Source organism: Rhodococcus sp. NPDC057529 (genome assembly GCF_042802055.1).
GTDB lineage: Bacteria > Actinomycetota > Actinomycetes > Mycobacteriales > Mycobacteriaceae > Rhodococcus_F.
In genome coordinates this window covers 25,242-39,820 of the sequence record NZ_JBHVEY010000019.1, presented here as the reverse complement: position 1 = coordinate 39,820, position 14,579 = coordinate 25,242, and the positions used below count along the sequence as shown (strand labels likewise).

The 14,579-nt window shown below is 70.2% G+C and carries 10 protein-coding genes; 6 read left to right on the top strand and 4 right to left on the bottom strand.

The genetic code is table 11. The features are described 5' to 3' along the window. Window positions 1-69 precede the first annotated feature (69 nt). Entirely contained in the window at window positions 70-2,286 is a 2,217-nt protein-coding gene (locus ACFU5V_RS30825) for a VanW family protein (protein WP_378703639.1), read from the bottom strand. A 330-nt stretch (window positions 2,287-2,616) separates the two neighbouring features. Beyond that, window positions 2,617-3,951, bottom strand: a complete 1,335-nt coding sequence (locus ACFU5V_RS30820) for an acetyl-CoA C-acetyltransferase (protein WP_378703637.1) — start codon at window positions 3,949-3,951, stop codon at window positions 2,617-2,619. Window positions 3,952-4,081: 130 nt separating this feature from the next. On the opposite strand from ACFU5V_RS30820, the gene ACFU5V_RS30815 reads away from it, so the two are divergent. Both ACFU5V_RS30815 and ACFU5V_RS30810 read left to right on the top strand, forming a co-directional pair. Then, complete coding sequence (locus ACFU5V_RS30815; protein WP_378442066.1) at window positions 4,082-5,428, top strand: 3-oxoacyl-ACP reductase; 1,347 nt, start codon at window positions 4,082-4,084, stop codon at window positions 5,426-5,428. Further along, window positions 5,428-6,291: a MaoC/PaaZ C-terminal domain-containing protein gene (locus ACFU5V_RS30810; RefSeq protein WP_378703636.1), complete on the top strand. Its 864-nt coding sequence runs from the start codon at window positions 5,428-5,430 to the stop codon at window positions 6,289-6,291. Before ACFU5V_RS30815 ends, ACFU5V_RS30810 begins: the two co-directional genes overlap by 1 nt. A gap of 49 nt (window positions 6,292-6,340) precedes the next feature. Here the strand turns inward: ACFU5V_RS30810 and ACFU5V_RS30805 are convergent, their stop codons facing one another. Together ACFU5V_RS30805 and ACFU5V_RS30800 are read right to left on the bottom strand one after the other, a co-directional pair. After that, entirely contained in the window at window positions 6,341-6,940 is a 600-nt protein-coding gene (locus ACFU5V_RS30805) for a TetR/AcrR family transcriptional regulator (protein ID WP_072947513.1), read from the bottom strand. 90 nt (window positions 6,941-7,030) lie between these two features. Beyond that, entirely contained in the window at window positions 7,031-8,206 is a 1,176-nt protein-coding gene (locus ACFU5V_RS30800) for a glycoside hydrolase family 3 N-terminal domain-containing protein (RefSeq protein WP_378703635.1), read from the bottom strand. Window positions 8,207-8,324: 118 nt separating this feature from the next. Between ACFU5V_RS30800 and ACFU5V_RS30795 the strand changes: the two genes are divergently transcribed. From ACFU5V_RS30795 to ACFU5V_RS30780, 4 genes are all read left to right on the top strand, one after another. Further along, window positions 8,325-8,792 (top strand): universal stress protein, encoded by a 468-nt coding sequence (locus ACFU5V_RS30795; RefSeq protein ID WP_378435435.1) that lies wholly within the window; start codon window positions 8,325-8,327, stop codon window positions 8,790-8,792. A gap of 29 nt (window positions 8,793-8,821) precedes the next feature. Beyond that, window positions 8,822-9,913 (top strand): isochorismate synthase MenF, encoded by a 1,092-nt coding sequence (locus tag ACFU5V_RS30790; protein ID WP_378703633.1) that lies wholly within the window; start codon window positions 8,822-8,824, stop codon window positions 9,911-9,913. Window positions 9,914-10,040: 127 nt separating this feature from the next. Further along, the gene (locus tag ACFU5V_RS30785) at window positions 10,041-10,214 is read left to right on the top strand and encodes a DUF2613 domain-containing protein (RefSeq protein ID WP_005258546.1); all 174 of its coding nucleotides are present in this window, start codon (window positions 10,041-10,043) and stop codon (window positions 10,212-10,214) included. Between the two features lie 46 nt (window positions 10,215-10,260). Then, window positions 10,261-14,565 (top strand): alpha-(1->3)-arabinofuranosyltransferase family protein, encoded by a 4,305-nt coding sequence (locus ACFU5V_RS30780; protein ID WP_378703631.1) that lies wholly within the window; start codon window positions 10,261-10,263, stop codon window positions 14,563-14,565. Window positions 14,566-14,579 lie beyond the last annotated feature (14 nt).

The following is a 14,579-nucleotide window of genomic DNA, read 5'->3' as shown; positions in this document are numbered from 1 at the left end:
CACCACTTCTCTGTTCACGCAGAAATTTTCGGGCCCACGAGGGTGTGCGCGAACAGAGAACGAGTGCGGCTACTCGCCTTCGTTCGGCTTCGGCTTCGGGGTGGTGCTCGGGTTCTCGGCCGGAGCGGACGGGGCCGGCGAGGCGGCGGGGGTGCGCTCGTCGGGCTTCGGCGGTGCGCCGGGTTCCTCGCACTTCACGATCGGGACGGGGTCGTAGCGGACGGTCCTGGTGTCCCGGGAGATCTCCTGGCCGGTGGCGTGATCGGAGATCACCCGGGTGTCGCTGGCGGTGAACCCCGGTGCGCCGCTGGAGGCGATGCAGTGGTCACCGGCGGGCAGGGTGACCGTGTCGGGTTGCGTCGGCTTGGTGCGGTTGCCGGTGATCGACTCGACGTCGACCGACTTGGTGCCCCAGAACCGGATGGTCAGATCCGAGGCGCCGCCGATGGCCTGGATCATCACACCCGTCTTTCCGGTGTTCCGGAACTGCAGGTCGATGGCGCCCTCGAAGACGGTGGCCTCCCGTGCCTCGGGGTACCGCGAGATGTAGTACGAGTGCTCGGTGTGCGCGACGTCCTCCATGCCGGCGAAATACGCGGCGTTGTAGAGCGTCGTCGCCACCTGGCTCACACCGCCGCCGACGGCGGTGTCCGGTCGGCCGTTGTTGATGATGCCCGACTCCACGTAGCCCTGCGCCGTTCCGCGCGGACCGGTGTACCCGTTCAGCGAGAACGTGTCGCCCGGCTTGATGAGCGCCCCGTTGATCTCGCTGGCAGCGAGCCGGATGTTCGTCCCGGACGCCGCCGAGAAACCGCCGGTCGTGAACTCGCCGACCACTTCCTTCACACCCAGCGCCTGCGCGGCCTCCGTCGTCAGGGCAGGCGGGACCGGCCCGTACACCGCGGGGGTGGTGTGAGAACCGTTGCCGCGCAACACCTCGGGCATGGTCTCCAACGTCTTGGGCCACTGCACCAGATCGCCCACGACCGCGGGCACGACGGCGGGCGATCCCCCGTCGAGCGTGATCTTCGCATCCTTCGGAACGATCTCCGTCGACACGAGCTGCGGGGCGAGGATGCCGGTCGCGGCCTCGAAGTTGTACGTCGGTTTCAACCCGCCGCTGCCGTCCGGTTCGAAGCCGACGACGGCACCGATCTGCTGACGCGGCACGGTCGCGACCTTGCCGTCGCGACCGGTGACCACCAGATCGGCGGACGCCGCCGGCACCGCCACGTCGTCGAGCGCCCGCTGGACACCCTCCTGCGTCACCGTCACGGGCACGACGTCGACCGGCAGATCCACCGTCCGGCCGAACGCCCAATTCTCGATCAGCGCCGCCTCGGCACCCTCACCGTTCAAGTTCTGCCCGGTCGACGGATCCACCGGGACGGGGGTCGCGCCCTCGAACACGACGGTCCCCTCGCGCGACGCGCGGTCGGTCTCACTGCGCAGGCCGTCGACGGCGGACGCCAGCGCGGTCTCGTCACGGGTCGACACCACCCCGATCTCGTCGGCGGTGAAGAACGACGCCACCCTGGTGAACGGGTTGAGCGGCTGCGAATGGGCCCGGTCGAGGGTGGCTTCCCAATCGACCCCGAGCCCGGCGGCGGACGGCACGAGTTCCGTCGACACGTCACCGGCCCGCACCGTCAGCGGCTGACCGACGCGGGGGCCGACCTGCGCCTGCAACGTGGCCTCCGCCTCCTCGCGGGTCGAACCACCCACGTCGACGCCCGCCACCGTCACCCCGCGCGGGACCTTTCCGGAGGACACCGCGAGGTCCGCGGCGTACGCGATGCCGATCACGGCGATCACACCACCGGTGATCGCGGCAACCTTCACCCACGAGGCACGGGCCGGAGCCTTCTCGGCCGGCTCCTCCGCGGGCTGCGGTTCCGGTTGCGGCGGGACCGGCGGCGCGGCTGGCGGGGCCACCACCGTCGGGTCCTCGGCCGGCGTCGTGTACGCCTGCGTCGGACCGGGAACGGGACCCGGCGGAATCGCGGGAATCACCTGCGTGACGTCCTCGTTCGCCTGCGGCTCCACCCACAACGGGGCCTGCCCCTCGGACCTTTCTCCCAGGTCACCGAGGTCCAACTGCGTTGTCGGGGCCTCGTCGGCACTCGGCTGCGACGTCGGAGCGTCGTCGGGAGGCGTCACCTCGTCCGCTTCCGGAGCGGGCTCGGTGGCCGCGTTCTCGGGTTCGACGCTGTCGGGCGTCGCGTCAGGGTCCGGCGTCGACCGTTCGGGTGCAGTGCTCCCCTTGTCGCCGTCTTCGTGGTTCACCGTGGCCCTCTCACCGAGTTGTCCTTCGTGCGGGCCTCAGCTTGCCGTCGGTGCTCGTTGCATTTCAAGCGCGATCCGATCCGAGCGAGGCCCGGTCGAGACCCCCACGTCAGCCTACCGGCCGCCGGAAATGCAAGAGCCCCGCGCTGCTGCCAGGTCGGGGGTCAGGCAGCAACACGGGGCTGACAGGGATATCGCCAGCTAATCTCCAGCGTTACACCTGTCGGAAAAGTTTTCGGGGATCCGGCCACCCCTCGTTGCCGGACCCCCGCTCGCACCGCGCACACGCTGGCCTTTCCGGTCTCCCAGCTACCGGAAAGGCCGGTCGGTTCACGCCTCTATGATTGCCGTCACACCCTGGCCGCCGGCGGCGCAGATGGAGATCAGGCCGCGGCCCGAACCCTTGTCCGCGAGCATCTTGGCGAGCGAGGCGACGATGCGGCCGCCGGTGGCGGCGAACGGGTGGCCGGCCGCCAGCGACGAGCCGTTGACGTTGAGCTTGCTGCGGTCGATGGAGCCGAGTGCGCCGTCGAGCCCGAGGCGTTCCTTGCAGTACTCGTCGGATTCGAATGCCTGCAGCGTCGCGAGCACGACGGACGCGAAGGCCTCGTGGATCTCGTAGAAGTCGAAGTCCTGCAGGGTGAGGCCGTTGCGGGCCAGCAGACGCGGGATGGCGTACGTGGGCGCCATGAGCAGCCCGTCCGTGCCGTGGATGTAGTCGACGGCCGCGGTCTCGGAGTCGACGAGGTGCGCGAGGACCGGAAGCTTGCGCTCGGCGGCCCATTCGTCCGTGGAGAGCAGGACCGCGGACGCACCGTCGGTGAGCGGGGTGGAGTTGCCCGCCGTCATGGTGGCGTCGCCCGCCTTCACCCCGAAGACCGGCTTCAGCTTGGCGAGCTTCTCGGCGGTGGAATCGGGTCGCAGGTTGTCGTCGCGGGTGAGGCCGAGGAACGGGGTGACCAGGTCGTCGAAGAATCCGCGGTCGTAGGCGGCGGCCATGTTCTGGTGGCTGGCGGCGGCCAGTGCGTCCTGGTCCTCGCGGCGGACGCCGAACTCCTTGGCGGTGATGGCGGCGTGCTCGCCCATGGACAGGCCGGTGCGGGGTTCGCCGTTGCGCGGGATCTCGATGCCGAGCATGGACGGGCGGACGTTGCCGAGCAGCTTGATGCGATCGCCGGTGCTCTTCGCGCGGTTCAGGGACAGCAGGAATTCGCGGAGTTCGTCGTTGACGCCGATCGGCGCGTCGGACGTGGTGTCGACGCCGCCGCCGACGCCGGCGTCGATGCGGCCTGCCGCGATGGCGTCACCGACCGCGACGATCGACTGCAGCCCGGTGCCGCAGGCCTGCTGCAGGTCGAAGGCCGGGGTGTAGGGGCTGAGGGCGCTGCCGAGGACGCATTCGCGCATCAGGTTGAAGTCGCGGCTGTGCTTGAGGACGGCGCCGCCCGCGACGAGGCCCAGCTTCTCGCCCTGGAGGTGGAAACGGCTCACCAGTCCGTCGAGGGTGGCGGTGAACATGTCCTGGTTGGACGCCCGCGCGTACTTGCGGTCGGAGCGGGCGAACGGGATGCGGTTTCCGCCGACGATCGCGACGGGACGCTGCTGCTTTCCGCCCGGCTTCGGGGCCGCAGCGGAGTTCGAGTTGGTGCGCGCTTTGCTGGTCACTGACGTCTCCAAGGATCTGGTGCGATTACCTGTTGGCTACTATTCTTACTCAGGAGTAAGTTACTTGTCGACACCGCACTCCACTCGGTGCTCGGTGACTGACCGCCGAACGACGACAGAAGGTAGGACCGTGGCAGCCAGCAAGGGAGCTCCCGACCTCTATTCCCAGTTCCTCTCATCCGCACCCGGCGCGTTCATCGCCGCGAAGGCGGGACTGCCGCGGCCCGAGAACCTGCGGCGATACAAGCACGGTGAACCGGCACTCGCCGGCCCGGTCCTGATCGGCGGCAAGGGCCGCCTCGTCGAGCCGCTGCGCGAACTCCTGTCCGACTACCCCGCCGCGGGCGCGGGCGACGACCGGTACGGCGCCCTGGTGTTCGACGCCACAGGCATCGGTTCGATCATCGAACTCGAGCAGCTGTTCGAGTTCTTCCAGCCGGTCATCCGCAACCTCGCACCGTCCGCGCGCGTCGTCGTCATCGGAACCACCCCCGAGGAGACGTCCGACGTCGACGAGCACATCGCCCAGCGCGCGCTCGAGGGCTTCACCCGCAGCGTCGGCAAGGAAGTCAAGCGCGGCGCCACCGCTCAGCTCGTCTACGTCTCGCCGAACGCCGCCCCCGGACTGTCCGGTCTCGAATCGACGCTGCGCTTCCTGCTGTCGGCCAAGTCCGCGTTCGTCAGCGGCCAGGTCATCCGCGTCGGGTCCGAGGATTCCGTCGCACCCGCCGACTGGGACAAGCCGCTCGACGGGAAGGTGGCCATCGTCACCGGCGCGGCCCGCGGCATCGGTGCGACCATCGCCGAGGTCCTCTCCCGTGACGGCGCGCACGTCATCTGCGCAGACATCCCGGCAGCGGGTGAGGCGCTGTCCGAGACCGCCAACAAGGTCGGCGGCACCTCCCTCGCCCTGGACGTGACCGCGGACGACGCCGCCGACAAGCTCGCCGAGTTCGTCCTCGAACGGCACGGCGGCGCAGACATCATCGTCCACAACGCCGGCATCACCCGCGACAAGACGCTCGCCAACATGGACGAGGGCCGCTGGAACATGGTGATCGGTGTGAACCTCCTTGCACCGCAGCGCATCACCGACGTCCTCGTCGCCAAGGGCGCACTGAAGGAAGGCGGCCGCGTGGTCGATGTCTCCTCCATCGCCGGGATCGCGGGCAACCGGGGCCAGACCAACTACGGCACCTCCAAGGCCGGTGTCATCGGACTGGTACAGGCGTCCGCGCCGGTGCTCGCGAAGAAGAAGATCACCATCAACGCCGTCGCGCCGGGCTTCATCGAGACCGCGATGACGGCGGCGATCCCCTTCGCGACGCGCGAGGCCGGACGCCGCATGAGTTCGCTGCTGCAGGGCGGCGAGACCGTCGACGTCGCCGAGACGGTCGCGTACTTCGCGAGCCCCGCGTCGAACGCCGTCACCGGTCAGATCGTCCGCGTCTGCGGCCAGAGCCTGCTGGGCGCCTGATGTCGGGCAAGGTCGTGCAACTCACGGAGAAGCCGGGCACGCTCGACATCTACACTCGCGCCGTGCGCAGCGCGCTGCCGGTCATCGGTGCGAGCGGGCACAGCGCCCCGGACACGACGCTCGTCCTGAACGGCGTGCGCGTGGATCCCGACAACCTGGCGGCGTACGACCGGGTGACGGGGCTGCGCTTCGGCGACACCCTGCCGCTCACGTACCCGTTCACGCTGGTGTTCCCGGTGGTGATGAAGCTGATGGTGTCGGAGGGTTTCCCCTTCCCCGCCATCGGTTCCGTGCACGCGGAGAACGTCATCGAGCAGTTCCGCCCGATCTCGGTTGTCGAACCCCTCGACGTGTCGGTGCACGCGGAGAATCTGCGTGAGCACCGCAAGGGGCTTCTCATCGACGTGATCAGTGAGATCCGGGTCGGACGCGAGCTGGTGTGGAAGCAGACGTCGACGTTCCTGCGTCAGCAGAAGACGTCGCTGTCCGGTCAGCCCGGCCCCGAGCCGAAGGCCGAGGAGGAGCCGCCGCGCCCGCTGCGGACGCTGCGGGTCGATCAGAAGACGATCGGCAAATACGCGGCGGTGTCCGGCGACCGGAATCCGATTCACGTGTCGACGTTGGGCGCCAAGGCTTTCGGGTTCCCGAAGACCATCGCGCACGGCATGTGGAGTGCGGCTGCGGTCCTGGGGTCGGTGGAGGGCCGGATCCCGGACGCCGTCACCTACAGCGTGCGTTTCGGCAAGCCGATCCTGCTGCCGTCCGCGCTGAACGTGTACGCCGATCGGACCGGCGACGGCTGGGATCTGTCGATCAAGCACCCGAAGAAGGGGTACCCGCACCTCACCGCGACGCTGCGCTGACGGGGGACGAACGGGACGCTCGTTCGATCTGATCGAACGAGCGTCCCGTTCACTCCGGCTTCTTCTTGCCCGCGAGGCCGCGCCACGCCAGCGACTCCAGCAGGTCTGCGGCGGCGTCGACCTCGATCTCGCCGCCGGCGACGCGGTCGGCCACGGCCTCACCCGCCCCGACCAGGGCGATGGCGATCAGTTCGAAATCCTGGCCCGGCTCCGGATCCTTCGTGCTGGACTCGAGAAGATGTGCGGTGAGTTCGATCAGCCGGTCGCGACTCGACTGCACCGAGCCGACGAACGCCTGCTGCCCCATCGCCTGGCGGTACAGCACCATCCACGACTTGCGGTGTTTGCCCACGAACCCGAGGAACCCCTCGAGCGCGCGGCGCAGTTGCTCGCGCGGGCTCAGCCCGGGATCGCCGGCCGGTGCGAGCGCCTCGACGAAGCGCAGCCCCTCCCGCTGGATGCAAGCCGCGAACAGTTCGTCCTTGGAGCCGTAGTAGAGGTACAGCATGGGCTTCGAGATTTCCGCCCTGGCCGCGATCGCGTCCATCGACGTCTCGTGAAAACCCCTGTCGGAGAAGACGTCGACGGCAGCGTCGAGCATCTGCTGCTCGCGCACTGCGCGCGGCAGTCGCTTGGTGCCGCCGGCCATACGTCCTCCATCATCGTCCAACCCGCTATCTTACTCTACGGTAAGAAACCGGGCTCGACCGGCGGACGAGAAGAATACCAGCACACTCCCTCAGCAGGTCAGTGCGCCCTTGGCTCGCGCGACCGTCAGCACCGCCTCGTCGACCCGCTGCTGCGGCAGCTTGCCCGAGGCCACAACGCCTTCGAGGTGGTCGAGGACCCGCGGGACGTCGTCGGTGGTGAGCCACAACGCGACGTCGACACCGGACTCCAGTGCCGTCTCGACGGCCTCGGTGATGTCGTAGCGGTCGGTGATCGCCTGCATGCCGCTGAGGTCGTCGGTGAAGATCGGGCCGGTGAACGGCGGCGCGCCGTATCCGGTGCCGCCGCGCAGCAGCGCCACGGCGTCGGGGCTGATGCTGGCGGGGATCCCGGGCGCCGTCAAACCGGGCACCTCGAGGTGGCCGAGCATGACGCCGACCCCCGTGGACACCAGGTTCCGGAACGGGACGAGGTCCTTGGTCTGCAACTGCTCGAGCGGTGGGGTGGTGACGGCCCCGGTGTGGGAGTCGCCGGACGCGGATCCGTGACCGGGGAAATGCTTGATCACCGGCAGGATTCCCGCGTCCCGCATGCCGCGCGCGTAGGCGTCGGCGTAGCGCGTGACGACGGCGGGATCGTCGGAGTAGGAGCGGTCGCCGATGACGCTGTCGTCGGGCTGGCTGCTGACGTCGACGTCGGGCGCGAAATTGACGGTGACCCCGAGGTCCTTCAGTCCGCGCCCGCGCTCGAGCGCCATCTGATACGTCTGCTCCTCCGTCATCGTGGCCGCGGTCTGCCGGGCGGAGGGATCGGCCCCGAGCAGGTTCTCGACGCGCGACACCCGCCCGCCCTCCTCGTCGATCGTCACCATCAGCGGCAGCGACGACGCCGAGGCAACCTGCGGAACCTCGCGGTTCGCGAGCATGGCCTCGTCGGTCCAGCTTCCGATGAAGATGCCACCGACCTGCTCGTTCCGGACCACCTGGGCGGCATCCGCGGTGCCGGTCACGCCCACGTTCAACAGCTGAGCGAGCTTGCGCCGCAACGGCAACGACTGCAGGAACTGCGTCTCGCACGACACCGGCGCGGCGGCGGGCGATGCGGTGCCGGTGTGCGACGCGGGCTCGACGGAGGACGGGGACGGCGTCGCCGAAGACGACTCCGCGACCGTCTCGCCACCGCCCGACGAACACCCGGCGACGAGGCCGGTACAGGCTGCGAGCGCGAGGGCATACTTGATCCGCATGGGTTCGACGGTAGCCCAGTTCACCGCCGACGCTGCCGCGGCAGGCCCCGAATCGACGACCGCTGCCGCCCGTCTTGGTAATCTGGACACAGAGGAAACCCGTACTCAGGAGGTCGTGGTGCCCGGTGGTTTGATGTTGATCGCCTACGACGGATCCGACAACGCAAAGCGTGCCGTGGAGTGCGCAGGACGATTCCTCGCCTCCAATCGTGCTGTGCTGGTGACGGTGTGGGAGCCGATGGTCCGTCAGGCGGCGCGCATGTCGGGACTGTCCGGGGTGATGCAACCCGAGTGGGTGCCGGACGAGGAGACCGAGGACGTCGCGTTCTCGGATGCCAAGGTCACCAACGAGGAGGGTGTCCTGCTCGCCGAGGCCGCCGGCCTCGCCACCGAGGGTCGGTGCATCGAGTGCACGAGCACGATCTGGACGGCGATCGTCGAGACGTCGGACGAACTGGCGGTCGACATCATCGTCACCGGCACGCGGGGCACCACCGGCCTGCGGTCGCTGCTGCAGAGCAGCGTCGCCGACCACGTGCTCCGGCACAGTCACCGCCCGGTGCTGATCGTGCCTCCGGGGAAGTAATCCGGACGCCCGACTACTGTCGGGTGACCATGGACGGCTTCCTTCTCTCCCGCGCCGATCGGACGCTGCGCACGTCCGGGGCGCGGCACGGGTACGACACCGCGTCCGCCGCCGTTGCCGCCCTCGCGAACGGCGACACCGGGCTGATCGTCGGGGCGCTGCCGTTCGACCCCGCACGTCCCGCCGCGCTGACCGCCCCGGAGTCGTGGGAGTTCACGGACGGCCCGTGGCGGCCCGGCACGGTCGCCGCACTCCCCTCCGTGCGCGTCGTTCGGCAGATCCCCGAACCCGCCGACCACGTGGCCCGCGTCCGGTCCCTCGTCGACCGGCTGCGTGAGGGCGCCCTCGGCAAGGTGGTGGCCGCGCGCAGCGTCACCCTCCGCGCGGAGACCCCGATCTCCGCAGAAGCGTTGGCCGCGAAAATGATTCACCAGAACCCGACCGCCAACGGGTTCGCCGTCGACCTGTCCGCCGCCGGCGACGGCTTCCGCGGCCACGGTCTCGTCGGGGCCAGCCCCGAGGTGCTGCTCAGCCGGCGCGGGCGACGCGTCACCTGCCGTCCGCTCGCCGGAACCGCGCCGCGTCGCGCCGACTCGGAGGCCGACGAGGCGGAGGGCCGGGCGCTGCTGGAATCCACGAAGAACCTGGCCGAGCACGCGTTCGTCACGGCCTGGATCAGGGACGTCCTGGCGCCGCTGTGCACCGAGTTGACCGTCCCGGATTCGCCGGTGCTGACGAGCACACACGAGGTGTGGCATCTCGCGACTCCCATCGAAGGCGTGCTGCGCGAGCAGTCGACGAGCGCCCTCGGCCTGGCGGTCCTGCTGCACCCGACGCCCGCGGTGTGCGGGACCCCGACCGACGCGGCCCTGGCGACCATCCGGGACGTCGAGGAGGATCGGCGGTTCTACGGCGGCGCAGTCGGATGGTGCGACGGCGACGGCGACGGCGACTGGGTGGTGGCCATCCGCTGCGCCGAGATCGCCGCCGACGGGCTCGAGGCCCTGGCGACCGCAGGCGGGGGCATCGTCGCCGAATCCGACCCCGAGTCCGAACTCGACGAAACGACCACCAAACTGCGCACGCTGCTCCGGGCCCTGGGCGTGCAGCAGAGCCCGTGAACTGCGGAAACAGCGGCCCACGAGCACCAATCAGCAGTTCGGCGGCCCACGAGTGATACCTTGACCCGAGCAATTCGTACGCGGGAGTAGCCGTGTGCGTCGATGGCACGACGGTGGGAGATGTCTGATGGGGAAGTTCCTTGTGCCCGGTGTGGTCAGCGCCGTGGTCGGTGTCGCTCTCGGCACCGTGGCGACGCTCGGCATCACCGCAGCCGCACAGGACAACACGCGTCCCGAGATCGACCGGAGCGGCAACGCGGATTCCTCACTCCTGAACCAGGTTGAGTACGGAAGCCGCTGAGAGCGCCGGCTCGACACGTTCCCGCACCTCCCCCGAGTCGGCGGCCATGGAGCCCTCGGCGGAGCCTCTGTCGCGGCGGTGGCTGTTCGGCGCCTCCGTCGTAGCGTTTCTTCTCGCGTTTCTCCAAACCCCCGGCCGGCTCGCCGCCGACACCAAGTACGACCTGTCCCAGAATCCGATCGGATTCCTGGAACGGGCGTCCCATCAGTGGAGCAGCCAGGCCCCCATGGGCCAGGTGCAGAACCAGGCCTACGGGTACTTCTTCCCGCACGGCGCATTCTTCGCGCTCGGCGACGTCCTGAGCGTCCCGGCGTGGATCACCCAGCGGGTGTGGTGGGCACTGCTGCTCGTCGCCGGATTCTGGGGCATCGTCCGCCTCGCCGAGGCACTCGGCGCCGGTAGCCGGTCGTCCCGCGTCATCGCGGGTGTCGCGTTCGCGTTCTCCCCGCGCGTCCTCACCACCCTGGGCTCGATCTCTTCGGAAACCCTCCCGATGATGCTGGCGCCGTGGGTTCTTCTGCCCGTCGTCGTCGCCCTCTCCCACGTGAGTGGCAAAGCGTCCCGGGACGCGCATTGGCGCTCACCTGCACGGCTGGCGGCCCAGTCGGCGCTGGCCGTTGCGCTGATGGGTGCGGTCAACGCCGTCGCGACCGCGGCCGCGTGCCTCGTCGCAGGGTTGTGGTGGATCGCGCACCGCCCCAACCGGCGGTGGTGGGTGTTCACCGCGTGGTGGTTCCCGTTCCTGGCGCTGGCCACGCTGTGGTGGATCGTGCCCCTGCTGCTGCTCGGCAAGGTGAGCCCACCGTTCCTCGACTACATCGAATCGTCCGGGGTGACCACACAGTGGACGTCGCTCGCCGAGATCCTCCGCGGCACCGACAGCTGGACGCCGTTCGTCTCCCCCGAGCGCATCGCCGGCGCGGTGCTCGTCACCCAGCCCGCCGCGGTCGCCGCGACCGGGCTCATCGCCGCCGCCGGTCTCGCGGGACTGTGCATGCGGTCGATGCCGGCCCGCGGTCGCCTCACCCTGATCCTGTTCGTCGGGGTCGCCGGCCTCGCCGCCGGCTACATCGGCGAACTCGGTTCCCCGTTCGCCGATCAGGTGCGACTGTTCCTCGACTCCACCGGGGCGCCCCTGCGGAACGTGCACAAACTCGAGCCCCTCGTCCGGCTCCCGCTCGTGCTCGGGCTGGCGCATCTGCTGGCGAAGGTGCCGCTGCCCGGGTCCGTGCCGTTCGCGCGGTGGCGCAGCGCGTTGGCGCATCCCGAGCGCGAACCGATGGTCGCGGTGACCAGCCTGGTGCTGGTCGCCCTCACCCTCGCGACGTCGCTGGCATGGACGGGCAAGCTCGCACCGCGGGGCACGTACACCGACGTCCCCGACTACTGGCAGCAGGCCGCGTCGTGGCTGGAGGACAACGCCGGGGGCAGCAGTCCCGACGGTTCCGACGCGGAACGCGCGCTCGTGGTGCCCGGCGCACCGTTCGGCAGTCAGCTGTGGGGTCTCACCCGCGACGAGCCGATGCAGGCGCTGGCGTCGACGCCGTGGGCGTCCCGCGACGCCGTGCCGCTCACCCCGCCCGGCACCATCCGGGCGATGGACTCGATCCAGCGGTTGATCGCCGACGGCCGGCCCTCCGACGGCATGGCGCAGACCCTGCTCGGCCAGGGCATCCATTACCTCGTCCTCCGCAACGACCTCGACCCCGAGACGTCGCGGTCGACGCGCCCACTGCTCGCGCACCAGGCCGTCACCGGATCTCCCGGATTCACCCGGGTCGCGGAGTTCGGCGAGGACATCGGACCCGGCGACGTCGAGGGCCTCGTCATCGACAGCGACCTGCGGCCGCGATATCCGGCCATCGAGATCTTCGAGGTGTCGACGCCGGACGGATCGCCCGCGACGAGCGGCCCCTACACGGCGAACGTCGACGGCATCCCCCATGTGCAGGGCGGTCCGGAATCGCTGCAGCGCCTGCGGGAAAACGGCGCCCTGCCCGGAACCGGACCCGTCCTGCTGGCCGCGGACGCGAAACGCGCCGGACTGCCCGTCGACGACGTCACGGTCACGGACACGCCCCGGGACCGCGAAACCGATTACGGCCAGGTCGACAATCACAGTTCGGCGCTGCGGACCCCGGACGATGCGCGACGCACGTTCAATCTCGTCCCCGACTATCCGGTGGCGGACACCCCGCTGGTCGAGGGCCGGTGGGAGGGCGCGACGCTGAGCGTGTCGAGTGCGGCGTCCGACGCCACCCAACTCGGCGGCTCCTCGCCCGCCAGCAGTGCCGCCGCGACCGTCGACGGCGACCCGGCGACGGGCTGGTTCAGCAACGGCATCGAGCGGGCGCTGGGCCAGTGGCTCCAGATCGACTTCGACACCCCTCTCACCAGTTCGCTGCTGCACATCACGACGAGCCCGGCCGCGATCGGCGCGCCCGTCCGCTGGATGGAGGTGTCGACGCCCAACGGCAGCACGGCCGTGAAGGTGGACGCCCCCGGCAAACCGATCGCCGTGTCCGTTCCCGGTGGCGTCACCCCGTGGGTGCGGATCACCGCGACCCGCACCGAGAACGGTTCCCCGGGAACGCAATTCGGCATCAGCGAGGTATCGGTCGAGGACTTCTCCCAGCGTGACGCCCCGGTCACCGTGCCGATCCGGTACCGGACGGTGCTGCCTCCCACCCCCGAGGGCGCGTCCGTGTCGGGTTGGGACCTCAGCCAGGAGCTCCCCGGCCGCAACGCGTGCGCGCAGGCCCCGGATCGGGTGCGGTGCAGCAACGCCTTCGTCCTGCCGCCCGAGGAGGTCGGCACGTTCGAGCGAACGTTGTCGGTGCCCGAACCGACCGCGGTGACGCCGCAGCTCACACTGCGGGCCCGGCAGGGCGCACCGCTGGAGGATGTTCTCACGCAACGGGATCGGCCGTCCGCCCACGGAACCAGCAACATCGTCGACCTGCGCGGCTCGGCGTTCGCCGCCACCGACAACGATCCGCGCACCAGCTGGTCGGCGAAACAGGACACCACCAGCGGCAAGGGCGCGAAACCGACCCTCACGATCGATCTTCCCGAACCCACGCTCGTCACCGGCCTGCAGTTGACGCCCAGCCTGGGTGCCGTGCCCGCCGCCCCCGACCGGGTCGCCGTCGACCTCGGCAACGGACCGCAGGTGCGCGACGTGGACGAGGACGACGGGACGGTCACTGTCGAACCCCGGGTGACCGACCGGATCGTGCTCAGCCTCGTGTCCTGGAAGAGCACCCTCGACCAGAACGCTCTCGGGTTCGCCCAGCTGCAGCCCGCCGGACTCGCCGAGGTCGGGGTGCTGGGCGAGGACGGCGTCCTGCTGCCCGGCTCGGGTCCGGTCGACGACGCCGGGGAACGCCCGGTCACGGTGCCCTGCGAGGAGGGGCCGGTCGTGTCGATCGGCGGGCAGCCGGTGCGCACGAGCGTCACCGCAACCGCCGGGCAATTGCTCTCGGGCGACCCGGTTCCCGCGACGGTCTGCGACGATCCCGGCCCCGTCCCGCTGGCGGCGGGATCGCAGGACGTGACCGTCGACCCGGGGTCGGCGTTCTTCGTCGACAGTCTGCGCCTCGACGCCGGACCGCAGGCAGAGGCCGTGCCGACCGAGCAGGTGTCGACGACCGCGTGGACGGAGAACCACCGAGAACTCACGGTCGCCCCCTCGGACGCCGAGCGTCTCGTCGTCGTCCCCGAGAGCACCAACGTCGGCTGGGTGGCCACCGCCCCGGACGGCAGCGAACTGACGCCCGTCGTCGTCGACGGCTGGCAGCAGGGATGGATCCTGCCCGCGGGAACCAGGGGGACGGTGACCCTCGACTTCCCTACCGACCACTGGTACCGGCTGGGGATCTTCGGCGGCCTGCTACTGCTGATCCCGCTGCTCGCCGCCGCGTTGTGGCCGCGTCGCGCCCGTGAGCGCGATCCCGGCCCGGCACCCCGGACGTGGGGCAGCGCAACGGTCGGGTGGCTCGGAATCCTCGCTGCCGCCACCGTGATCGGCGGTCCCGTCGGCGCGGTGACGACGGTCGTGGCGACGCTGCTGGCCGTGGTCCTGATCCGGCTACGCGGGCCCGCCACCACCGCGCGCGTGCTGGTCGGGGTCGCCGGAGCGACGACGATGCTCGGCATGGCGATGCTGTCGACCGGGCCGTGGCGCGCGCCCGGCGGATACGTCGGGCACTCGTTCCTCGTTCAGTTCCCGCTGCTGCTCGCGCTCGTCGCGACCGGGCTGGCCGTGCTGCCGCTCGGACGTTCGGCGTTGCTCGCGCGCGCCTCCCAGCGCTTGACGGCGCGGCGCGCCGGTTCCTCCACCAACGCATAACTCGCCGACGCAAC

Coding starts and splice junctions, on each gene's coding strand:
- ACFU5V_RS30810 (WP_378703636.1), top strand. CDS start 5,428: ATGTCGGGCAAGGTCGTGCAACTCACGGAGAAGCCGGGCACGCTCGAC.
- ACFU5V_RS30805 (WP_072947513.1), bottom strand. CDS start 6,940: ATGGCCGGCGGCACCAAGCGACTGCCGCGCGCAGTGCGCGAGCAGCAG.
- ACFU5V_RS30800 (WP_378703635.1), bottom strand. CDS start 8,206: ATGCGGATCAAGTATGCCCTCGCGCTCGCAGCCTGTACCGGCCTCGTC.
- ACFU5V_RS30790 (WP_378703633.1), top strand. CDS start 8,822: ATGGACGGCTTCCTTCTCTCCCGCGCCGATCGGACGCTGCGCACGTCC.
- ACFU5V_RS30785 (WP_005258546.1), top strand. CDS start 10,041: ATGGGGAAGTTCCTTGTGCCCGGTGTGGTCAGCGCCGTGGTCGGTGTC.
- ACFU5V_RS30780 (WP_378703631.1), top strand. CDS start 10,261: ATGGAGCCCTCGGCGGAGCCTCTGTCGCGGCGGTGGCTGTTCGGCGCC.